This is a genomic window from Roseburia amylophila, assembly GCF_025567465.1.
Lineage (GTDB): Bacteria > Bacillota > Clostridia > Lachnospirales > Lachnospiraceae > Roseburia_C > Roseburia_C amylophila.
In genome coordinates this window covers 167,425-190,107 of sequence record NZ_JAOQKI010000001.1, presented here as the reverse complement: position 1 = coordinate 190,107, position 22,683 = coordinate 167,425, and the positions used below count along the sequence as shown (strand labels likewise).

Genomic DNA, 22,683 nt, shown 5'->3' with positions numbered 1-22,683 from the left:
TACTCTCTATAGTAAGACATCCAGGGTACCGTTGCCGGTATCCTGGAGTCCCCGGTTCTTTTCCAAACCGCTGTTTTAGGAATTCTTATAATGAACTTCCAATTACATCTTCTGCTTATTCAGCAACGTCTGTATTCATAGTTGTGTTCATTTCTTCTGTCTTCTCAGCAGCGTTGTCTTTTGTTACTTCGCCAGACTGGATATTTTTACCCATATTCTCTGCTGGTGACCAGTAGTTACTCATTTCTTTACATAATGGCTGCATGATAGATGTATCTGTCATAACATTTGTAACTGCTGTTGCGATTGGATCGTCAGCTAAAGAGATGTTGATGTTTGAAGGAAGGAGGTTTCTCATTTCATAATGAGCTGTCTGAGCCTTCTCACCTGCTAAGTAAGCTGCAAGAGACATAGCTACCTGCTGGTTCTCAGCATTAGGATTAACACCGATTGCTTTAGATCCGATGAAGGATTTCATCTGACCTTCTTTTCCGTCGATTGTAACGGTAGGAAGAGCTGCAACACCCATGTTGTCGCCAAGTTTTTCTTTAACTGCTTCAGCATCCCATGTTCCGGAGAATAATGCTGCTACACTGTCGCCTAATCCTGCAAGACCAGATCCATCAGCATCTACTAAGAAGTTAGGATTAGCTGCTAAGTCTACTAAGTACTCTGTAACTGCTGCTGCTTTGTCTCCACCGAAGTCGATACCAGCATCTGTATCAGTTCCATCACCGAATAATGTACATCCGTTAGCTACATAGAATGCCTCGATATACCAGGAATCAGTTAATTTGAAAGAAACTTTCTTTCCAGCTTCTCCAGCTTTCTCTAACATTGTGTCAAAGTTCTTTACATCATCCTCTGAGAATACGCTCTTATCGTAGTACATAAACCATGTATTAGGAGTAAATGGGAATGCTACTACTGAATCGTTGTATGTAACAGATGCAAGGATAGAATCAGAGTTTGTAGATGTTACATATCCAAGATAATCTCCACCAAGCTCTGATAATGCGCCTGCAGATACCAGATCCGGGATGTTATCGTTAGCAAGCATGTAAACGTCTGCTGCTGCTTCAACGTCTTTTGTTACGTTGTCTTTTGCTTCACCCTCTGGACATACGCCATAGTTGAAGTTAATTTTCCAGTTTGGATGCTCAGCTGCGAATGCTTCGCACTGATCCTGAAGCCAGTTTGTATCCTGATCTTCCTGTGGGCTCCATACTGTTAAGTCACCCTCCCAAGCTTCATCTTCTGCTGCAGCTTCTTTTTCTGTTGCTGCTGCTACTTCAGTATCTTTCTTGTCTGTGTTCTTGTCTGTGTTCTTGTCTGCGTCTTTGCTACCGCATCCTACCATGGATACTGCCATAGCTGTTACAAGAAATAATGATAATGCTTTCTTTTTCATTTTCTTCCTCCTTAAAAATGTGATTTCGATTAAGCATTTATATAAAACGGTAATCCGTTCTATATCATATAGAAATTATCTGCGGTATACTGCCGCAATGGTGCGGATCCATGCTCTTCGTTCTTCACTCAGAGTATCTTTTCCCACCCGCCATTTCCAGTTCTGTCCGACTGTGGATGGCTGATTCATTCTGGCTTCATTGCCAAGCTGTAAAATATCCTGCATCGGAATAATTACCACATCCGCTATGCTTGAATAAGCCAGACGGATTAAGGCGTCCGGAATTTCTTCCTTCGAGCCGATATTCAAATATTCATAGAGGTAAGCCAGTTCATATTCTGTCTTATCCCGGAAATAACCAACAACAGTATCATTATCATGTGTTCCGGTATATACCACTATGTTATTTTCTTCAAAGTTATGTGGAAGATTTTCATTTCCTGTATTTCCATCGAATGCAAACATCAGGATTTTACTTCCAGGCCATCCAATTCTTGCAAGAAGCTTTCTGCTTCCGGCGATGGCACTTCCGGCATTGTCTGCTATGATTCTGCAGTCACCGGCACTTTCTTCCATCACATCTGTCAATTTCTTTCCAGGACCCTTATTCCATTTTCCATTGCAGCAATCTTTTTCCTGAAACGGAATCGTATAATACCTCACAACTCCAAGGAAGTGGTCAATCCGGATTACATCATATAATGCTGCGTTTTTCTCAATCCGGTGCCTCCACCAGTCAAACTGATGCTCTTCCATATAGGAGTAGTCATATACGGGATTGCCCCATTTCTGACCTTCTTCCGAAAAATTATCCGGCGGGCTGCCTGCTACATGCTGCTGGCTTCCGTCTTCTTCTAATAAGAAGAGCTTCCGGTCTGCCCACACATCGGCACTGTCCATAGCCATATACAGCGGTATGTCCCCAATAATCTGTATTCCTCTTGTATTTGCGTACTGTTTTAAGAATTTCCACTGTTCATAAAATTTATACTGGCAGAACTTCCAAAACAGGATCTCTTCTTTTAATAATTCTGTGTATTCCTGTAATGCCTCCGGTGTACGGTTTCTGATTCCCGGTTCCCATGCCATCCATTCCCGGTTATTTTCTTTTCCTTTGACTGCCATAAACAATGCATAATCAGCCAGCCAGCAATCATTGTCTTCTTCAAACTTCCGGAAAGAAGGCTTTGCGGTATCAAACCGTTCAAATGCTTTCTTTAATATCTGAAAGCGGTTTTCAAAAAGATTGGCATAATCAACATCTTTCTCATCTGCACCCCAGTTATAGCTTCGAATCTCGCTTTCCATAAGCAGACCGTCGCGAACCAGGTCATCTAAATCTATCAAATACGGATTTCCTGCAAATGCTGATATTGACTGATACGGACTGTCTCCAAAACTGGTTGGACCAATTGGAAGTATCTGCCAGTATCTTTGTTTCAGGTCTACAAGTAAGTCTACGAAATTGAAAGCTGCATCACCCAGAGTTCCGATTCCATAATCAGACGGAAGACTTGTTATTGCCATCAGGATTCCTGCTCCTCTGGTTAGTCTCTTTGCCTCCAATGTTTTTCCCCCACATCGGTTTTTATTTTTGCTTTTCGTTAATTTTCGTATCTGAGGTTATTTTACGTCTTTTTAACATTTTTGTCAAACAAAACGGTCCTTTTAACATTATTTTTGCCATTTTTGACGGAATTCACATTGTTTTTTTGGTTATATTGCTATTCAAAACCCTGTTTTTTTTCGAAAAATATTATTTTGCAGTACTTGCACCTGTCATGCAAATTCTATATAATACAGAATATAAAAAGTTTTTGATATAATTTTTCTTAAAATATACCAGATTTATGGAGGCTTGTTATGGTCACAATTAAAGATATTGCCAACCGGCTCGGCATTTCCGTCAGCACTGTTTCCAAAGGATTAAACGGCGCCAGTGATATCAGCGAAGATTTACGGCAGATGGTTCTTGATACCGCTGTAGAAATGGGATATCAGTCCAAGAAGATGAAAAAGGATGAAAACAAGAAGCTTTGCCTTTTTATAGAAAATATGGAATATGAAACAGCCAACCAGTTCGGATACGAAATCATCCTAGGTTTCCGCCAGGCTGCTTTCCGGAATGGCTGGTCCGTCAGTGTAGTTCCGGTTACGCCGGCTTTCCAGATGACCGAAAAATATGATACTTATATGTTAAAGAACGGTTATTCCGGTGGGTTCCTGGTAGGCTTTGCTCTCCATGATGACTGGATGCGGCAGCTTGCCTTCACCTCCATTCCGACGGTTCTTTTCGATAATTATATTAAGAAGAATCCACATGTATGCTATGTGGGAACAGATAACTTTGAAGGAATTGAATCTGCAATCGACCATCTCTATCAGCTTGGGCACAAAAAGATTGCTTTCCTCAACGGTTCTCTCTATTCCATGGTCAGTGAGAAACGTTATCAGGCATATTTAGATGCCATGAAATCCCACAATCTTCCAGTAGAGGAAGATATGGTTGCACATGGCTACTATGTTGCAGACAGTGCAAAATATCATGTACCGAATTTTCTTGCTGCCGGAGCAACAGCAATTCTCTGCGGTAATGACCTGATTGCTTCCGGTGTCATTACAGAATGCCGGCTTCGAGGTTTTTCTGTTCCGGATGATATCAGTGTGGTTGGTTTTGACGACCTGCCGATTTCTTCTTTCTTAGAGCCGCCACTGACTACAGTCCGTCAGGAAAGAACCGAGCTCGGCAAATGTGGATATGCTGCTCTGAGCAACCTTATTAATCATGTCTCCGTCAGCATGACTTTACTGCGTCCGCAGCTTATTACAAGAGCATCTACTGCTCCATGTGCAGAGCGTGAAGAAGAGGCAGAAGAAGAAGAATAGGACTATTTATAGAGTTATAAAAAAAGGAAGCGGTTACCGCTTCCTTTTTTAATGCCCGCGACCGGAATCGAACCGGTACTGTGTCACCACAACAGGATTTTAAGTCCTGCGCGTCTGCCAGTTCCGCCACGCGGGCAAGTATCTTTTTATAGTTACATAAAAAAATTCTCATTGCATAACCACAACGAGAATGGGCAGAGGTGGATTCGAACCACCGAAGCAATTTGCAGCAGATTTACAGTCTGTCCCCTTTGGCCACTCGGGAATCTGCCCATTTATCAGTCCTTAATTGTCCTGACGAATATAGATTATAGCATAACGCCCTGCTGTGTGCAAGGCGTTTTTATGCATTTTTTGCATTTTTTATTTTGCCATTTTTTATTCTTCCGGATTCTTTCTCTTCAGAATGACAGCTGCATGCTTTGGCAATGTAATATCCAGTCTTCCATTGACGATGTCATAGCTGACAGAAGAAATGGAGTATCCATTTTCACTGGTAAAAAGTATCTGTTCTAAAGTTCCATACTTCGGAAGCCCCACTGCCCATACAGACAAATCAATGTGCCGGATATTTTCATCATTATTTACAATAATGACAAACTGCTGTTCCCGGTTAAATCTTCCATAGCAGAGAAGATTATCCTCGCCATTTAAAAATTTCACACTTCCGGTACGAAGTGCCGGGTTTTCTTTATGAATTCTGATGATATCACGATGGAAACGAATCAGCTCTTTATCTTCCCTGCCCCACGGATAAGTTCTGCGGTTATCCGGATCTGTAAATCCACATAGTCCGGCTTCATCACCGTAATAAACGGTAGGTGCTCCCGGCCAGGTCATCTGAATAACAACCGCCTCCCGGAGAACGGCTGTATTTACACCCTCTTCTGCCGCTTTTGTTCCAAGTTGTTCCGCTCTGCCCACCTTATGATTGGTTCTGGTTAAGAATCTGGAATGATCATGGTTGGAAAGTTCGTTCATGGAGCACTGCAGCGATGGTGTCAAAAAGCTTGCCATATAATGCTTCATAGCGCCTTTAAAGTTCTCAAACTTTCCAATATTTTCCGGTTTAAAATCATCACTGTGTTTCTCCATTCCGGTAAGAAACCATGTCACCGGTTCCATAAAGGCATCATAGTTCATAACCGTATCCCACTGGTCTCCACCCAGCCAGTCTCTCGGGTCGCCGTAATGTTCTGCCAAAATCACCGCCTGCGGGTTGGCTTTCTTTACGGCATCACGGAATTCTCTCCAGAACTGATGGTTATATTCCGGACTGTGTCCCAGATCTGCCGCAACATCCAGTCTCCAGCCATCGGCATTATAAGGTGGAGAAACCCATTTTGCAGCCACATGCAGAATATAATCGTGTAATGTATCTGAATCTTCGTAATTAAGCTTCGGCAATGTATCATGTCCCCACCAGCCATCGTAACTTCCGTTATCCGGCCATGCATTCTGATCATGGAACTGGAAAAAGTCATTGTACGGACTGTCCTTGCTGATATAGGCTCCCGGTTCATAGCCGGCTTCACTACGGTAGATTTTTTCACGATCCAGCCATTTATTAAAGGAACCGCAATGATTAAATACTCCATCCAGGATGACACGGATGCCCCTCTGGTGTGCTTCCTTTACCAGCGTTGCAAAAAGTTCATTGCTTGCCTCCAAATTCCGTTTATCCGTCACGCGGGTGATATAGCGGCTGGCATGCTGGTTATTGCGGTCACCCGGTTGTAAAAGTTCTCCCTCATCCACCACTATTTTGCCGTAATGCGGGTCAATATAATCGTAATCCTGAATATCATACTTATGATTGGACGGAGAAACGAACAGTGGATTGAAGTATATCACCTCTATTCCAAGTTCTGCGAGATAATCCATTTTCTTTCTCACGCCCTCTAAATCTCCGCCATAAAATTCTGCTACCGAAAAATTCTCCGGGCATTTCTCCCAGTTATCTACCTTCTGACTGGTAGTACGGATATAGAAATATTCATCCGTCAACGGGTCATTGGAAGTATCTCCGTTGTAAAAACGGTCTGTTAAAATCTGATACATAACCGCCCCCTTTGCCCAGTCCGGCGTGGAAAAGCCCGGTACAATTTCAAAATTATACTGCGGTCTTGGTGTCTGATTCACGCCATAGCGGTCAAAGATACAGTGAAGCATTCCCGTCTCAATTTCAAAGTAATAGGAGAAATGCTCCTCTGTCATACGGATTTCTATGGAATAATAATCAAAGAGCCCCTCTGACTCGGTCTTTTCCATAAAATATTTTTTCTGTTCTGTGCAAAGCCAGACTGCATCTACATTATCTCTTGCTGTACGAAAACGAATGGTCACCAGCTCTCCGGCTTTGGGCTCTGCCGGACTACGATAATCTTCTGTTCCATCAGAAAAGAGTGCGCGTTTTCTAAGAATCGGGCGCATCTGCATAATATACTGCTGAATTCTGTTCAATTCATAAATCGATTGCTGTTTCTTCATCATCTTACAACAAGCCTCTCGTTTCTAAATAATTATTTTTATTACTATAATATACGAAAGTTCCAAAGATTACAACCAGAAAAGGACGGATACATTTTCCGTATCCGTCCCCTCTTAAAGAAGTAACTCTATGAAATCTATTATATACCTAACTCCGCCTTTACGTCTGATACCCATTCTTCTACGGTACCATACCATTCAATCATTTCATTTAATTTGTCTTCTTCAATTTCAGTGTCTCCCTCTAACAGCTCTTTGTGCTGCTGTAAGACATCTGCCATTTCAACCATGGTATCAATCACATCCTGGTCGTATGCATCCGGATTCGCATTGATGGCATTCGCTACTTCATTGAATGATGTGCTTGCTTTATTGAATGCATCAATTGCAGCCTGTTTATCCGTTCCCCCGCAGGCAGCCAGTGAAATGCACATGGTTAATACCACTAAACATGAAATTATTTTCTTCATTTTTATCTTCCTCCTGTCTTTTGTGTGTCATCCTCGACTTAGATATATTTTACCATTCTTTCTTATCCAGCAGAAGATTCACGTCTCAAACGGCAGTAAAATGTACTGAATCGACATTCTTTTCCGACAGATTCAGACGGAGTACAAAATACCCTTTTTCCAGTGAAAATGTATATACACCTCCATAGCGTTCCACAATGGCACAGATACTCCGGATTCCGATACCATGTCCTTTTTTCTTTGAAACCGGGACTCCGTTTTCGAAGATTGGTGCTCCGGCACAGGAGTTTTTTATCTGTAAAAATACCTGCTGCTGTTTTTCATAAATCTGTACTTCTATTCTGGCTTCTTTTCCCTCTTTTTGTACTTCCCTGCAGGCATGGATGGCATTTTCCAGGGCATTAGACAATAGCACACACAAGTCAGTATCACTTATCACCACCTTCGCTTTCATGCCGCCTTCCACTTTCATTACAATTCCTTCCGCTTCTGCCCTTCCTGCAAAGGATGACAAAATCAGATTCACAGCTTCGTTTTCACAATACTGTATCACCTTCTGCTGTTCCAACTCATTACAGATATCAGATATATAATCCTCTGCCTTCTGTATCTGATGGTTCTCCAAACAGGCATATAGATATTGTAAATGATGACGCAGGTCATGGCGGTAACGGCTGGCCAGATTCTGTGACTCCCGTAACGCCGTTATTTCACGCACGGACTGTGCCACCTGCATATCAAGGCTTTTTTGAATCTCCCTCATCCGGTTTTCTTCCTGTCCTTTTGTAAAGTTATACAACAGGAACACAAGATACGCTCCACAACAGATAAATGGCATAAATTCCACGACAACCGGAGCCCCACTGGACAAAAGATCTGTATACACTCTTGTCAGATAATCAAATACATAATATAGCACCGGTATCACACCAAACTGACACTGCATTTTTCTGGAATAACAGGAAATATAACGGACTGCCGGCGTCATAAAGTGCAGCAGGCCAAACAGTAATGGCAGGGTAATCAATAATTCCACCGCATCCAGCATCAATGCTCCTCCGCCCAAAATTTCCACTGTAAGAAGTGCCAGCCAGCGTCGTAACTGGCAGCACAGGTAGGCTGCCATCACAGAGAAAAACGGCCATAATAATTTACCGGTCAGTCCAGATAACAGTAAAATCAACGGAACATGTACCAGCAGCGGATAAATCTGCCTCAAAAAGCCATCCTCCCATACATAGTAAATAATCCCCTGTGCAATTGGAATCAGTGCGATGCATATCCAGAATATAATCCGGTTTTTCCGCCGGTCCAGTGCATCACAGAAGGACGCCGCCAGCACACTTCCAAAAACACTGACTGCCACATTGTTAAGAAGGGACATCCAAAGGCTCATAACGTCACCTGCCCATCTTCAAATGCATTTTTCAGAAATGCACTCTTTATTTCATTGTATTTCCCTCTTGGAATAGGAATTTCCACAAGACTTGACATCGTAATGGTACGATAAGAAAGATTCTTTATATATTCCAGATTCACAAGATATGAACGATGTGGACGTATAAAAGTTCCATAAGGCATAAGCTGCCGGCCCAGTTTATCCATGCTGCCGCTGCATTCATATAGCGTCCCATCGGTCAGATGTATCAATAATGTCCTGTGGATTACTTCGCAGTATTCCAGCTGTTTTAACGCAATCCGGGCAATTCCCGTCTTACAGCGCAGTACAATACTACTGCCATGCTCTTTTTCCATCTGTTCTAACATAGAATCCAGCAGATGATAGAAGCTGCCCTTTTCAATCGGTTTCAACTGGTAATAATATGCTTTCACCTCATAAGACTGCACCGCAAACTCCACAGAAGAAGTAAGAAAAATAATTTTGATATTATTATCAAACTTCCGAATTTCGGATGCCGTTTGGATTCCATCTACCCCCGGCATTAAAATATCCAAAAACAAAATGTCAAAGCGGGTTCCTTTTTCCATTTCATTCAGTAAATCCAGCGGGCTGTGATAGACTTTTGCATCTATTCTGTAATCACGCTCCCTGCGATACTCCTCCAGTAAGCTCTGCAGTTCTTTTAAAACCGTATCGTCATCATCGCAAAATGCTGCCTTTATCATGTTGTATCTCCCATCTATGTGTCAGCTTTATCGAAATATTCTTTTCTTAAGATTCATTATAGGCAGTTTTGGGACCGATGTCCACTGTTTGAGGGATGGGAGTTTTCTATGCGAGATAAGTGAGGGAAAAGCTCCCTCACTTCCGCGATAGGCTCGGGAACAAGTTTACTCGCGTAAAAAAAGACGACCTTTCGCACGGTCGTCCTTTTTGGAGAAGGTATTTTTACTATGGGGTGTAGCAAAAATTATATAATGTATTGGGGGGTTTTTACGTTAATTATAGTACCATTTTCCCATTCAAAAGTGTGCACAAACTTCCAAAAAAATTCACATTCCTTTTATTCAATCTGTATAGCCCATAAATTTCATATTTAAAATACCACTTATTTTTTGCACAAAAGAATGGCTTTTTTAGGCTTCTATTTTGGTCTGACCATTTTCCGCTCTTTTCCTCACCCGTCACTTTTCCTCATTACTCGCGGAACAAAGAATGTGCCTTGGCACATTCTCGCGCCTGCGGCGGTCGCTTGCGACATCTACCTTATACGCCGCAGTGCGCATCCTCGCGGAGCGTTTTTTACTTTACAGGAAAGCAATTTCCTGTAAAGTAAAAAAAGACAGCCACCGATCGGCTGCCCTTTTAAGGAGAAGGTATTTTTACTATGGGGTGTAGTAAAAACTATATATATAATGTATTGGGGGGTTTTTACGTTAATTATAGTACCATTTTCCCATTCAAAAGTGTGCACAAACTTCACAAAAGTTGCACATGCTTTTTGTACACTTTGTATAGTACCTTTTTCCCATTTTCGAAAAAAACCTTCTCTTTGGGTTCTATTCCTCCGTTGTCTCAGTTACAACATCAGCTCCGCTCTGGAATAATGCTTCAAATTCGTCTCTTCCAATCTTTTCTTTTTCCAAAAGAAGGTCTGCTGATTTATGGAGTACATCACTATTTTCCTGAATAATTGCTCTTGCTTTGTCATAGCATTCGTCAATGATACGTTTTACTTCTTCATCAATTTTGGATGCAACACCCTCGCCATAGCCTCTGGTATGTGCAAGATCTCTTCCGATAAACACTTCGTCATCATCATTGTTATAATTAATCAGTCCGACATTTTCAGAAAATCCGTATTTCGTTACCATTGCTTTGGCAAGCTCGGTTGCCTGCTTGATATCCTGTGAAGCTCCGGTTGTGATATCATCAAAAATCAACTCTTCTGCCACACGTCCACCTAAGGAAACAATTATCTGCTGCAGCATTCTTCCCTTGGTATCAAACATTTCATCACGCTCCGGCAATGGCATCGTATAGCCTGCTGCTCCACCACCGGTTGGGATAATGGATACGGTATATACCGGTCCCACATCTGGAAGTACATGGAATAAAATCGCATGACCCGATTCGTGATATGCGGTAATCTTCTTTTCTTTCTCGGTAATAATCCGGCTCTTCTTCTCCGGACCGACACCTACTTTTAAGAAGGATTCCTTAATATCTTTCTGGATAATATAACTTCTGTTTTCTTTGGCTGCAACAATTGCCGCCTCATTTAAAAGATTCTCCAGGTCTGCTCCGGTAAAACCTGCTGTAGTCTGTGCAATCTGTTTCAAATCCACATCCTCTGCCAAGGGTTTATTCTTTGCATGTACCTTTAAGATTTCTTCTCTTCCACCAATATCTGGACGCCCCACATGTACCTTACGGTCAAATCTGCCCGGACGCATAATTGCAGGGTCTAAGATATCGACACGGTTGGTTGCTGCCATTACGATAATTCCTTCGTTGACACCAAATCCGTCCATCTCTACCAGAAGCTGGTTCAAGGTCTGCTCCCGTTCATCATGTCCGCCGCCCATACCGGTTCCTCTTCTTCTTGCCACTGCATCAATCTCGTCGATAAATACGATACATGGTGCATTTTTCTTGGCATCTTCAAAAAGATCACGTACACGGGATGCGCCGACACCAACAAACATTTCTACGAAATCAGAACCGGAAATACTAAAGAACGGAACGCCTGCTTCTCCGGCAACTGCCTTGGCAAGCAGAGTCTTACCGGTTCCGGGAGGTCCCACCAGAAGAACTCCCTTCGGGATTCTCGCTCCCAGTCTGGTATACTTTCTCGGCTCTTTTAAGAAATCTACGATTTCTTCTAATTCTTCTTTTTCTTCCCGCAGTCCTGCCACATTTTCAAAGGTTACATTGCGGTTCTCATCGGTGGTCATCTTTGCCCGGCTTTTTCCAAAATTCATCATCTTGCTGCCACCACCACCGCCTGCTGCCTGATTGTTCATAACAATCATAAACAGAATAAACATTGCTCCAAACACAAGTAAGAGCGGCAATAAATTCATCAGCCAGTTTTCTGCCGGAATATCATTCACCACATAAGAAGTAAATTTCTCCTTATCCATCAGCGATTGAGCCTCACTGACATCCAGCACATATAAGGTCTCTTCTGACTTATCCGTTTTGACAATATCCAGTCTTCCGGTTGGATAAACTCTGTTTGGCTGCACTTCTACAGATTTAATCTCATCATCAGCCAGTTCCTGTTTAAACTGGGCATAATTATAGTCATCCTGATTCAGATGCTGTCCGTCCAGTAAGAACCAGACCAAAACCACAACTACAATCAGACTGATATAAAAGCCCCATCCTCTATATGATTTCTTCACGCAAACTCCTTCCTATCCCAAATCAAGAATGCCAATGTATGGCAGATTGCGATAGCGCTGGTCATAATCAAGACCATATCCTACTACAAATTCATCCGGAATTTCAAAACCGGTATAATCTACCGCAACGTCTGTTATCCTGCGATCCGGTTTATCTAACATTGCACACAATTTTAAGCTCTTCGGTCCTCTGGCGGATAAATCATCCAGCAGATAACGCAGTGTTCTTCCTGTATCAATAATGTCTTCAATGACAATTACATTTCTACCTTCAATAGATTCTTCCAAATCTTTCTTTATGGTGATTTTTCCACTGGACACGGTTGACGCGCCATAACTGGAAACGCACATAAAATCAATTGTTACCGGCACGGTAATACGCTTTGCCAGTTCACAGGTAAAGAATATACTTCCCTTCAGTATGCAGATTAAATGAACGCTTTCACCTTCATAATCCTTGCTAATTCTTTCTCCTAATTCAGCAATTTTACGATCAAGTTCTTCCTCTGAGAGTAATACACGAATCTGCTCACTCATTGTCTTCTCTTCCTCCATAATATTGTATTTCAAAAATCGTCTTCGTTGTACTGCTTACTTTGTAATATGCACTGATCCGGTATCCCACAATCCACAGGATATGAGCACCGTCTGCCACCAACGGAATAGTGTCCCGCTGCTCTTTTAAAATTTTCTCATTTACAAAATACTGCTTCAGCTTCTGTGTTCTGCCCGTCTCATCCAGCACAAAATAATCGCCCGGCTGTCTGTTCCGAATCAAAAGACTATTTTTTATTTTATCATAATCCAGCCATTTCGTATACTTTTTTTTAGAAATTCCTTCCGGTAACTCTTCCCGTTTATAAATCCGACAGGTAAAATCCGGATGTTCTTCTATTGAAATCCCACAACAACCGGCTGGTTGACCGCTTTGTCGTCCGGCCGGCTGACTGGAAGACTGACTGGATAGCATTCCTACCGGTTCTGTAATTTTATGCTCCGGTTGTTTTTCACACTTTTGCAGACGCACACCGCCATAAGTCCGCTCTGCCACCACCTGATAAGGCAGGTTCACGCTTCTTCCCGTCTGCATGGCAAAAAGTTTCTGTACCAGTTCTACATGGGTTCTTGTAATATCTTTACTGCTTGCGGCCGTCTCACAGATACACTCCTTTATAATGCTTGTATACAGGATTTCCGGTTCTTTTAAAAGCTCCTCCGATATCAGGAAGACCTGCGTCTTTCGGGAATCTCTTTCTACATATTGTGCCCTTTTTTCTTCTATTACAGCAGACAGATATTCCTGTGTCTTCCGGATGTCATCCCCCAGCTGTTCCATATGGGCATAAACTCCGGCATTCAGTTCCTCCAACACCGGAAGTACCTGATTACGGATCCGGTTTCTGGTATAATCCAAAGATGCATTGGTAGCATCTGTACAGTAGCTTTCACCTTTTTCTTTTAAATAATTTTCGATTTCCACCCTTGCCGTATGAAGAAGCGGACGGATAATGCCTTCTCTCACCGGTGGAATTCCAGCCATGCCACGCATGCCGCTGCCCCGGATCATATTCCAGAGCATGGTCTCTGCCAGATCATTACGGTTATGGGCAACTGCAATTTTCCCTTCCGGCGCACCCAATTCTTCTAACGCTTTATGAAAACTTTCGTATCGTAAATTTCTTCCCGCCTCTTCTTCCGAATATCCATGCTGCTTTGCATATTCCGGCACATCATAATCATAGCGGAATAGCTGCACCTGATACCGCCTGCAAAGTTCCTCCACAAATGCTGCATCCTGAAGGCTTTCTTCGCCCCGAATGCCATGCTGCACATGGACTGCTGCCAGCGTAAAGGAAAGTTTTTCTTTCAATTCCAGCAGATGCAGCAGCAGGCATACGGAATCTGCGCCACCGGACACTCCGGCAACCACTACATCCGACTGCTCAATCATATGATATTGTTCCAGAAAAGATTCTACACCAGGAATCATATTATTTCTCCCAAATTGCGGTAGCAAGCACCGTCATATCGTCTGCCGCCTTTCCTCCGGTAAAAAGTAACACCCGCTCTAAAATGCGCTTTGCAAGAATTGTTGCATTATTAGTCTCAATGCTTTCTATGATTTCCTGCATGGTTTCTTCCGGATTCGGCACATGTAAATATTCTAGCACACCATCTGATACCATGACAAGGAAATCTCCGTTATATAAGTCCTTTTCGCTTTTTTCCATATCCAGTTTATAAGACACGCCCACCGGAAGACTGGTGGAAATAAGACATTCCACTATGCCATTTCTCCGGATAAAGGTTGCCGCCGCTCCGATTTTATAAAAACGGCAGGTTCCGTCATATAAATCCAGTTCACTGATATCCACCGTGGAAAATAAATCCTCCTGCCCTTTCATCACCATGGCAGAATTCATCATGCGGGCTGCCGTTTCCACATCAAAACCCGCCTCCAGAAATTTTTCCACCAGTTCAATGACCATTTCACTTTCCTTGCAGGCAAGACTTCCAGAACCCATGCCATCCGATAAGCACATGACCATTTTTCCACTTTCCGGCTCCAAAAAAGAAAAGTTATCCCCGGAAACTGCTGCTCCATCCTTTACCATCCGGGCTACGCCATAAATTGCCTGAAACCGCGGCTCTTCTTCATAAGTATAGAGGTTGACGCCTTTTCCAATCAGCGTCTTGGTATCCTTCTCCGGAATCATGCGCCGGTTCAGTGCTCCGGCTACTGCCTTTGTCAGTTCTCTCGTAGTGACACAGCCATCTTTTACCATGACTTTCATCACAAGCTGCCAGCGGCCGTTTTCCTTTTCCCAGAGCTGTTCATCAATCACTTTTATGCCCCGCTCCCTTGCCCGGTAAGCTATGTCCTGCAGATTTGACCGGCACTCTTCTGTAATATTTTTCTGCTTCTTTGCACAATCCTCCATGATATATGCCATGGCATCCAGCTGCTCGGCTATGACCTCACGGTTTTCTACCAGCCGGTTGTACCACGCCATATTTAAAGAAGCTTTTTCAAATATCCGAAGAGCCTCCGCCGTCATTTCCTGCATATAGGGGCAATATTCTTCCATTTTCTTTTCAATATCGCGGTTTGTCTTTCCCGCCTCCCGGATAGATTGCAGCAGTGACGACAGATAGCCGTACATGGGGCTGTCATCCTTTTCCCAGCAAAGAGCGCACTGGTCGCAGGAAACACACATTTTTCCAGTTATCTCATTTTGCATCCTGCCCATTTCCTCTGCCGAGAAACTGGTATGTTCCACATTCATCCGCCCGAATATATCCGAAAGGCTTTGAAAGGACTTTGCATAGGTCAGTAGTTTTTCTTCTTCATTACTCTTTATCTCCGGTATTGGCTGATTCATAAATGTGAATTCCAGGAAGCTATGTATGATACGGCTTAACACCATGGTGGCTGCAAATATAAAGACTCCTTCTAAGACCGCCATTTCCGTCCGCATTCCGTCTCTTACGTTTAACATTTCTCCAAATACGGATAATAAGGTTGCCGAACAGCCTGCGCCAAAGGCAGCTATCCAGGTATAACAGCCTTTATTTACCCATTCTGCCAGCTTGATGATTACTATGGTTACCAGCAGTGTCATTACATATTTTGTCATCAGTGTCAGTGGCAGCATAAATGCCATTCCAAGAAACATTCCGATTCCCAGCAGCAGCCGTCCGCCCCGTTCCAGGTAAGCTGCCGCAAAATATGCCGGGATAAAAGGGTAGCAGCCTGCAAATCCTAATTTACACACTGCTACCCCTATAAAACATATTACCGCCTGTTTCGTTCTCAATTTCTTCATTTCCATTGTTCCTCCTTCTCCTGTCATTTGTGACAGCAGAAGCTATTATAGAAATGTTTGTCCGAAATCTTTGTCAAACCGTTGTCTCATTCCAAAAAAGTTTTCGGCAAAAAGCGGAATGGTTTGTCTATTTTAAGTTTTTCTATGGTCTTTATGTTTTCGAAGCTGTTCTACTTCTTGTCTTCCTTGAAGATAATCTCATTTTCATGGGTCAGTCCCAGCTTGCTCTTTGCCTGGTCTTCAATATATTCCTGACTCTTGGTATATTCTTCGTAATTATCCAGCTGATTCTGACGTTCTGTTTCATCTTCTAAAGATTCCGTCAGTGCCTTCTCTCTGGCAGTATACTCCTGCTCCTTCTGGTAGAGCTTAACAATCTGAACTGACATAATCACCAAGAACATTATCGCAATCAAAGAGATACAGATTCTTCCGTTTCGTTTCTGTTTTCTTTTTCTTCGACTATTTGTCATACTCATTTCCTCATCTATAGTTTACATAACACCATTCTAATAGTTTTACGGATTTTTTTCAACGTTTTTTGTAATTTTCGTAATAATCTTCTGATTTTCCCTTTCAGGAAACGTAAGGGTACTGCCACCATGCGAAATACTGCCCGCAATGGTTTCCCCACTACTTGAAACAGTTTCTTAAATACTTTTACGATTCCCTTCACCAGCCATGGACTGATGGCATAATTGCATAACAGCATCCCAACGCTCATGCCCAGCATGCAAAAGCCCCGGATTGCTCCGTCATTTTCCCGACAGAGCATAATAAATATAAATATGGCGCTTCCGATGCAGTACAGCATATCCTCCACTGCAACCACTCCGGTTCTATGAGGTATCAGCCTGCGCAGAATCCGAAACAGGTCAAAGGCTAAGATTAATAATATCCCCGCCAGCATGAACAAGAGGAACCTTAAGGCTTCACCGGAAATTTCCGGGCTGATTTCTATCATTTAAACAACCTGCCTAAGAAGGATTCTCCGCCACCTTTGTGATAAGTTTCCACATCAGAATAGGTTAAGCCATCAATTTTCCCTGTGACATCCACTTCCCCCTGTTCTAAGGACAGGCGGTTTACATGAAGGTCATTTCCCTTTATCAGAAGCATTCCCTGTTCTGTTTCCAGTAAAATCTCATTTACATCAAAAGAAAGCACATCCAGCACTCCGCTGAAGTTTGCACTTTTCCGGTTTGCCAACAATACTTTATGTGCTTTTGCTGTTTTCAATTCTTCCATTCAGTCTCATACTCCTTTACCCGAAAGTTAGTCCTTTCCAAAATATATGAGACTGTTTCTCTTTTTATGCGTTTTTACTCTTTTACAGATAGCGGAATAATTCTCCTGCCTCTTCTTTCTTGGTGGTATCTGCGATTGCAACCACTTCTACTTTCACCGTCTTCTGGCCAAACATGATTTCGATGATGTCACCTGCTTTTACATTGACGGATGCTTTCGCCGGTTTGCCATTTACGGTGACACGTCCGGCATCACAGGCTTCGTTGGCAACGGTTCTGCGTTTAATCAGGCGGGTTACCTTTAAATATTTGTCTAATCTCATTTGCTTACCTTCTTTCTTTTTTGAAATTCGAATGAAAACAGATATCTTTTCCTTCTTTCAAGTACAGCATGTACAGGAAACAATCCTGCCAAATCAGAATGTTGTAATTGCAAGGCTGCGTTTTTTCTTTTCTGATAAAACCAGTCTTTCCAATGTTTGACAAAATGCGGTGGATTGTTCGTCTGCATGCGGATACATGAACGAGACGGTTAGGGCGGCTTGCATTCTTTGGAGCAACCGGCAACGCTGACACAGGGATGTGTCAGCGAGGCGCAATTGGAGCATGGATGCGACTTTGCGCCGGTTGCCGGAACAGCCATTTTTTTTAAAAGAATGCCTAGCCGCCCTTACTGGTGAGTGTCGTATCCGCAGCAGACGGACAACCGCCGCATTCCGTCAAAGCAACCGGAAAGACAGGTTCTGCCAGAAAAAACGCAGCCCTGAAATTACCACGCATTCTGATTTCACGCAGCATTCTTTCCTGTACATGCTTTACTTTAAAAAAGTGAAAAATAAATCTCTTTCTCATTCGAATTTCAATAAAAAAAGGTGTAGCAAAAGCAGTTTTCTACTTTCGTTACACCTCTAATCAGAATCATTTTATCAACTTATTTATTGATTAAATCTTTTAAAGCTTTTCCTGCTTTGAACTTAGGTGCTTTAGAAGCTGGAATAACCATCTCTTTACCGCTCTGTGGGTTTCTTCCTGTTCTTTCAGCTCTTTCAGATACTTCGAAAGTACCGAATCCAACTAACTGGATTTTCTCACCTTTTTTTAATTCTTCAGCTACGATATCAGTGAAAGCTTTTAAAGCTACCTCTGCATCTTTTTTAGATAAAGCTGTTTTTTCAGCCATAGCTGATACTAATTCTGCTTTGTTCATGTTAAAATTCCTCCTCTGGATTTTATAATTCTTCTTGAGGTCTACACTCTCCAAGATTACCTACGAATATATTTATACTTGTTTTTCCTTTATTTGTCAAGGAAAATACGGTAAATTAAGGCATACAATTTGGTCTATAACATTTTATTGATTTTGTCCAAAACTGCTTTTCCAAGGACTTCATATTTCTGCTCTGCTTCTTCCATAGATGAACCCTTCACACCAATGTAGAATTTTACTTTCGGCTCGGTACCGGATGGTCTTACACAGAACCACGCAGCATCGTTTAATTCATAGTAAAGTACATTAGAGCTTGGAAGTCCTGTTGCTGTTACTGCTCCGGTTGCAAGGTCTGTAATGGTATCCTTCTTGTAATCACGTACTTTTTCAACTTTATAGCCACCGATTTCAGTTAAAGTTTCGCTGCGCAGTGTATCCATGATTTCCTGAATCTTAGCCAGACCCTCGATTCCCTTTAATGTAATAGACTCAACATGGTCTTTATAGTATCCATATTTTTCATACATGGCAAGCATTGCATCCCAAAGAGTCATATTCTTGGTCTTGTAATATGCAGCAGCCTCACATAACGCCATAGATGCTACCACTGCATCCTTATCTCTTGCATAGGTTCCGGTCAGGCAGCCGTAGCTTTCTTCCATACCAAAGAGGTAGGTTCCTTTTCCGGTCTTTTCGAACTCTAAGATTTTGCCACCGATAAACTTGAATCCGGTTAATACTTCGATTAACTGAATGCCATAGTATTCTGCAATGGCATCTGCCATATTGGTAGACACGATGGATTTGATAAACGCACCATCTGCCGGCAGGGAGCCGTTGATTGCTTTCTTCTGTCCGATGATATAATCACCAATCAGGCAACCGGACATATTTCCGGTTAAGGAATGATATTCTCCCGTCTTAGAATCCTTTACATATACACCGAGGCGGTCTGCATCCGGGTCAGTTGCAAGGATTAAGTCTGCATCTACTTTCCTGCCCAGTGCAAGTCCCAATGCAAATGCTTCCTCTGCCTCCGGGTTCGGATAACTTACGGTTGGGAAATCTCCATCCGGAAGCTCCTGTTCCGGAACAACATATACATTTTCAAAGCCAAGCTCTTTTAACACACGGCGGACCGGGATATTTCCTGTTCCATGTAATGGTGTGTATACAATCTTAAGGTCTTTGCCTACTGCATCAATGGCATCCTGATGTACCACAAGCTTCTTAAGCTCTGCAATATAAGCATCATCGATTGCTGCACCGATGGTCTCATAAAGGCCTGCTGCCCTGGCATCCTCTAAGGACATGGTCTTAACGGTACTGTAATCAGTTACTTTCTTTACTTCATCCATAATTCCGGTATCATGAGGTGGTGTAATCTGTGCACCGTCCTCCCAGTATACCTTGTATCCATTGTATTCTGGCGGGTTGTGGCTTGCTGTAATATTAATTCCGGCAGTGCATCCTAATTTACGGACTGCATAAGATAATTCCGGTGTTGGTCTTAATGACTCAAATACATATGCTTTGATTCCGTTTGCTGCAAGGCAAAGTGCGGATTCATCTGCAAATTCCGGTGACATATGTCTGGAATCGAAGGCAATTGCCACACCCTTATCCTGTGCATTTACTTTTAAAATATAATTTGCAAGACCCTGTGTTGCTTTGCGGACAGTATAGATGTTCATACGGTTGGTACCGGCACCGATCACCCCACGTAATCCTGCTGTACCAAACTCAAGATCTTTATAGAAACGATCCTCAATTTCCTTGTCATTGTCTTTGATTGCCTGAAGTTCAGCCTTGGTTGCCTCATCAAAATACGCTCCCTCAAGCCATGCTTCGTAAGTTTCCTTGTAACCCATTCCTGATTTCCTCCTGCTTTTCATTTATGTTGTTTACCAAAAGAACCTGCCAGTGGCAGCCTCCTTCGGATGTCTCGCCCTTTCATTTCTCCCACTAATTCGTAAGACTGTTAACTACCTGATTTAATGTACTTGTCGAAGAATTATTGTTACTGGTTAATGTATCAATAATTTCACTCAATGCCTTCCTATATGCATCAGAGTCACTGGATGAACTTCCACTGGAGCTGTTAGTTCCACTGGAATTCGATGTACTGTCGGAATGCTTATGCTCCACGGTTGTGTTCTCTTCATTTCCGGCAGTTTCCGTCGATTCTGTCTCTGTACTGCCCGTATCATCACCTGACAACGCAATCTCTATCTGCGCTTCCGGCGAATTTACATATAGCCGCTTCGACCAGGTATCATATCCATCTGCAGTAATCTGTATGGAATGGATGCCATACTGCAACTGTAATGGCTGTGTATAATCAACCTGACTACCATCAATATACATCAAAGCGCCTGCAACATCAACCGCAAAGGTTAAAGTACAATATTTCGGATCCTCACCCTTTATGGAATCCACATCCACGGAGGTCTGCTCATTTCTTGTTACAGCTACCTCTGTGGAACCGCCGTAGCCATTGCCGGCAACGGTTAATTCATAGGTTCCTTCCGGCACCTCTAACTGCATATTCTCCGTGATCTTATAATAATTCTTATGATTCAGGCTTAACCAGCCGCCCTCTAATGCCTGTGTATTTACAAGCTGGATGACTCCATGTCCTGTTGTAACGGACACTGACAGCACTTTCCGGTCAATTCCCTGTATTCTTAAGGTGTCCTGTCCGGTAACTGCGGACAATTCTATGGCTGCATCTCCGGAAAACACTTGTAATTCTTCATCATAAGAATACTTTGTGTCTCCGATGGTAAATATCTTATCTTCTTCATTATAGGAAAATTTTCCGATATCGTCCATCTCCCATGCATCTGCCGACTGCTCCACCTTTTCTAATATCAGGTCTTTGTCCCGTAGTGTTAAAGTAACCACTTTTCCCGGTACCATGGATGCTGCCGAAATCAGACTGCCATGTCTGTCTTTAAAAATTGTCCCGTCTGTATAAGAATACTGTTCATAACGTCCCGTGTCAATATTCAGAAATGTCATTGTTGAAAGTGTTGTATCAACACCACTTACCGTATACAGGCTGCTTTCCTCTGCCTGTGTCTCTTCCTCCGTTGCTGCCTCAACACCTGATGCATAGCCTTTCATGCTGACAGGCCCATCGTCTTTCTTTCCACAGCCGCTCAAGGCCACAAATACTGTGAAAATAACCAAGGCCAACAGCCAGTGCTTCCCTGATTGCTTCATTTCGCACCTCTTTTTCTCCTGTATGCTCTTTTCCTCCGGCAATTGCCTGTACATGATTATACATGATTATTCCACAAAATAAAATAACATTCTTAAAAACTGCTGGCGGATTTCTTCCTGTTCGATAACCCGGTTCAACTTCTCAATGTCTCTGCCGGACACCCACGCCTTATTGGCATTAAAGTAGTGATTTGCCACTTTCCAGAACTTCTGTGGGTATGCCATCCTTACATAAAGCTGCTCCCATTCCTCTGGTAATAATTTTCGTCTTTTTTCGTAAGCTGCCAGCATATCCGTTGCCAGTCCGATATTAAAATTATGTTTTTCCATCAGTTTCCGTAAGAAATGCGCCAGATCCCCTACCAGCACATCATAATGTGCCTGTTCAAAATTTGTAATTATAATTTTACCATGGGTAAATAATACATTATGCTGGTTAAAGTCTCCATGGCAGATTCCATACATTGCTGCTTCCCGGCTCTGCTTTCCGCTCTGCCCCTGCGTTTCACCCGGATTTGGTTTCATCAGCCGATGTTCCACGTCCAGTGCCTGTTTTAAGAAAATCTCATAATTGCGCATAAATATCATTTCAAACTCATTCTTTTTATGCTTTCCATGAATATAATTGCGCACCTTTTTAAGCTCTCGGTTGTGCCGGAATACCTCCATGGCATAATCCTGTCCGCCAATTTTTAAATTTTCATCCTCCACCTTCTGAAGGACAAGATGCAGCTTTGCCAGTTCTTCTACCGCAGCAAGTACATCATCACGGCTCCTGGTCTCACACTCTCTGCCCTCCATATATTTTCTGGCATAGTACCATGTTTCATCCACCTCCTGGGCTAAAATTTCTCCTTCCCTGGTATGTATGATTTCATCTGCTTCTATTCCATTTTCTTTCAGACGGAGCAAAACATGTTCTATAGCTTCCACTCTGCCTTTTGACCCGCGAAAAGATCCTATTATTATTTTTCCGCCCTCTGATGTCGTGCAGATATAGGTTCCCCTTCCTTTCTGGATGGCGGTTACCTCAAACGGATACTGTTCTAACAACTGGCTCGATAAATTATACACAAAAACCCCTCCATACGACGAATTCGCACAA

General features: G+C 42.7%; 19 protein-coding genes and 2 tRNA genes. 1 reads left to right on the top strand and 20 read right to left on the bottom strand.

Annotated elements, in window-relative coordinates:
- Positions 1 to 115: 115 nt before the first annotated feature.
- Positions 116 to 1,411 (bottom strand): extracellular solute-binding protein, encoded by a 1,296-nt coding sequence (locus tag OCV43_RS00895; RefSeq protein WP_227710678.1) that lies wholly within the window; start codon positions 1,409 to 1,411, stop codon positions 116 to 118.
- Between the two features lie 75 nt (positions 1,412 to 1,486).
- Complete coding sequence (gene malQ, locus OCV43_RS00890; RefSeq protein WP_022242232.1) at positions 1,487 to 2,938, bottom strand: 4-alpha-glucanotransferase; 1,452 nt, start codon at positions 2,936 to 2,938, stop codon at positions 1,487 to 1,489.
- 336 nt (positions 2,939 to 3,274) lie between these two features.
- Between malQ and OCV43_RS00885 the strand changes: the two genes are divergently transcribed.
- Positions 3,275 to 4,297: a LacI family DNA-binding transcriptional regulator gene (locus OCV43_RS00885; protein WP_262623182.1), complete on the top strand. Its 1,023-nt coding sequence runs from the start codon at positions 3,275 to 3,277 to the stop codon at positions 4,295 to 4,297.
- A 52-nt stretch (positions 4,298 to 4,349) separates the two neighbouring features.
- Here OCV43_RS00885 and OCV43_RS00880 read toward each other — a convergent pair.
- From OCV43_RS00880 to OCV43_RS00795, 18 genes are all read right to left on the bottom strand, one after another.
- A tRNA-Leu gene (locus tag OCV43_RS00880) sits at positions 4,350 to 4,433 on the bottom strand.
- Between the two features lie 55 nt (positions 4,434 to 4,488).
- Positions 4,489 to 4,570, bottom strand: a tRNA-Tyr gene (locus tag OCV43_RS00875).
- A 105-nt stretch (positions 4,571 to 4,675) separates the two neighbouring features.
- Positions 4,676 to 6,787 (bottom strand): glycoside hydrolase family 13 protein, encoded by a 2,112-nt coding sequence (locus OCV43_RS00870; RefSeq protein WP_262623220.1) that lies wholly within the window; start codon positions 6,785 to 6,787, stop codon positions 4,676 to 4,678.
- 140 nt (positions 6,788 to 6,927) lie between these two features.
- Complete coding sequence (locus OCV43_RS00865; RefSeq protein WP_118087832.1) at positions 6,928 to 7,257, bottom strand: LptM family lipoprotein; 330 nt, start codon at positions 7,255 to 7,257, stop codon at positions 6,928 to 6,930.
- A gap of 85 nt (positions 7,258 to 7,342) precedes the next feature.
- Positions 7,343 to 8,653, bottom strand: a complete 1,311-nt coding sequence (locus OCV43_RS00860) for a GHKL domain-containing protein (protein ID WP_262623181.1) — start codon at positions 8,651 to 8,653, stop codon at positions 7,343 to 7,345.
- A complete protein-coding gene (locus tag OCV43_RS00855) occupies positions 8,650 to 9,384 on the bottom strand; it encodes a LytR/AlgR family response regulator transcription factor (RefSeq protein WP_262623180.1) in 735 nt (244 codons plus the stop codon). The genes OCV43_RS00860 and OCV43_RS00855 overlap by 4 nt, the downstream gene beginning before the upstream one ends.
- Before the next feature lie 834 nt (positions 9,385 to 10,218).
- Entirely contained in the window at positions 10,219 to 12,069 is a 1,851-nt protein-coding gene (ftsH, locus tag OCV43_RS00850; RefSeq protein WP_262623179.1) for an ATP-dependent zinc metalloprotease FtsH, read from the bottom strand.
- 12 nt (positions 12,070 to 12,081) lie between these two features.
- Positions 12,082 to 12,606: a hypoxanthine phosphoribosyltransferase gene (gene hpt, locus OCV43_RS00845; RefSeq protein ID WP_022242336.1), complete on the bottom strand. Its 525-nt coding sequence runs from the start codon at positions 12,604 to 12,606 to the stop codon at positions 12,082 to 12,084.
- Positions 12,599 to 14,059 carry a tRNA lysidine(34) synthetase TilS gene (gene tilS / locus OCV43_RS00840; protein WP_262623178.1) on the bottom strand — a complete coding sequence of 487 codons (1,461 nt, stop codon included), beginning with the start codon at positions 14,057 to 14,059 and terminating at the stop codon, positions 12,599 to 12,601. Before tilS ends, hpt begins: the two co-directional genes overlap by 8 nt.
- A 1-nt stretch (position 14,060) precedes the next feature.
- On the bottom strand, positions 14,061 to 15,896 hold the full coding sequence (locus OCV43_RS00835; RefSeq protein WP_262623177.1) for a SpoIIE family protein phosphatase: 1,836 nt from the start codon (positions 15,894 to 15,896) through the stop codon (positions 14,061 to 14,063).
- Positions 15,897 to 16,066: 170 nt separating this feature from the next.
- On the bottom strand, positions 16,067 to 16,369 hold the full coding sequence (locus tag OCV43_RS00830) for a septum formation initiator family protein (protein ID WP_022242339.1): 303 nt from the start codon (positions 16,367 to 16,369) through the stop codon (positions 16,067 to 16,069).
- 14 nt (positions 16,370 to 16,383) lie between these two features.
- Positions 16,384 to 16,860 carry a spore cortex biosynthesis protein YabQ gene (gene yabQ / locus OCV43_RS00825; RefSeq protein WP_262623176.1) on the bottom strand — a complete coding sequence of 159 codons (477 nt, stop codon included), beginning with the start codon at positions 16,858 to 16,860 and terminating at the stop codon, positions 16,384 to 16,386.
- Entirely contained in the window at positions 16,857 to 17,144 is a 288-nt protein-coding gene (yabP, locus tag OCV43_RS00820) for a sporulation protein YabP (RefSeq protein WP_022242341.1), read from the bottom strand. The genes yabQ and yabP overlap by 4 nt, the downstream gene beginning before the upstream one ends.
- 82 nt (positions 17,145 to 17,226) lie before the next feature.
- The gene (locus OCV43_RS00815; protein WP_022242342.1) at positions 17,227 to 17,466 is read right to left on the bottom strand and encodes an RNA-binding S4 domain-containing protein; all 240 of its coding nucleotides are present in this window, start codon (positions 17,464 to 17,466) and stop codon (positions 17,227 to 17,229) included.
- Between the two features lie 608 nt (positions 17,467 to 18,074).
- Positions 18,075 to 18,350 carry an HU family DNA-binding protein gene (locus tag OCV43_RS00810; protein ID WP_262623175.1) on the bottom strand — a complete coding sequence of 92 codons (276 nt, stop codon included), beginning with the start codon at positions 18,348 to 18,350 and terminating at the stop codon, positions 18,075 to 18,077.
- 134 nt (positions 18,351 to 18,484) lie between these two features.
- A complete protein-coding gene (locus tag OCV43_RS00805; protein ID WP_117697716.1) occupies positions 18,485 to 20,221 on the bottom strand; it encodes a phospho-sugar mutase in 1,737 nt (578 codons plus the stop codon).
- A 94-nt stretch (positions 20,222 to 20,315) separates the two neighbouring features.
- Positions 20,316 to 21,578 (bottom strand): PEGA domain-containing protein, encoded by a 1,263-nt coding sequence (locus OCV43_RS00800; RefSeq protein WP_022242345.1) that lies wholly within the window; start codon positions 21,576 to 21,578, stop codon positions 20,316 to 20,318.
- Between the two features lie 66 nt (positions 21,579 to 21,644).
- The gene (locus OCV43_RS00795; RefSeq protein WP_262623173.1) at positions 21,645 to 22,652 is read right to left on the bottom strand and encodes a phosphotransferase; all 1,008 of its coding nucleotides are present in this window, start codon (positions 22,650 to 22,652) and stop codon (positions 21,645 to 21,647) included.
- Positions 22,653 to 22,683: the final 31 nt, after the last annotated feature.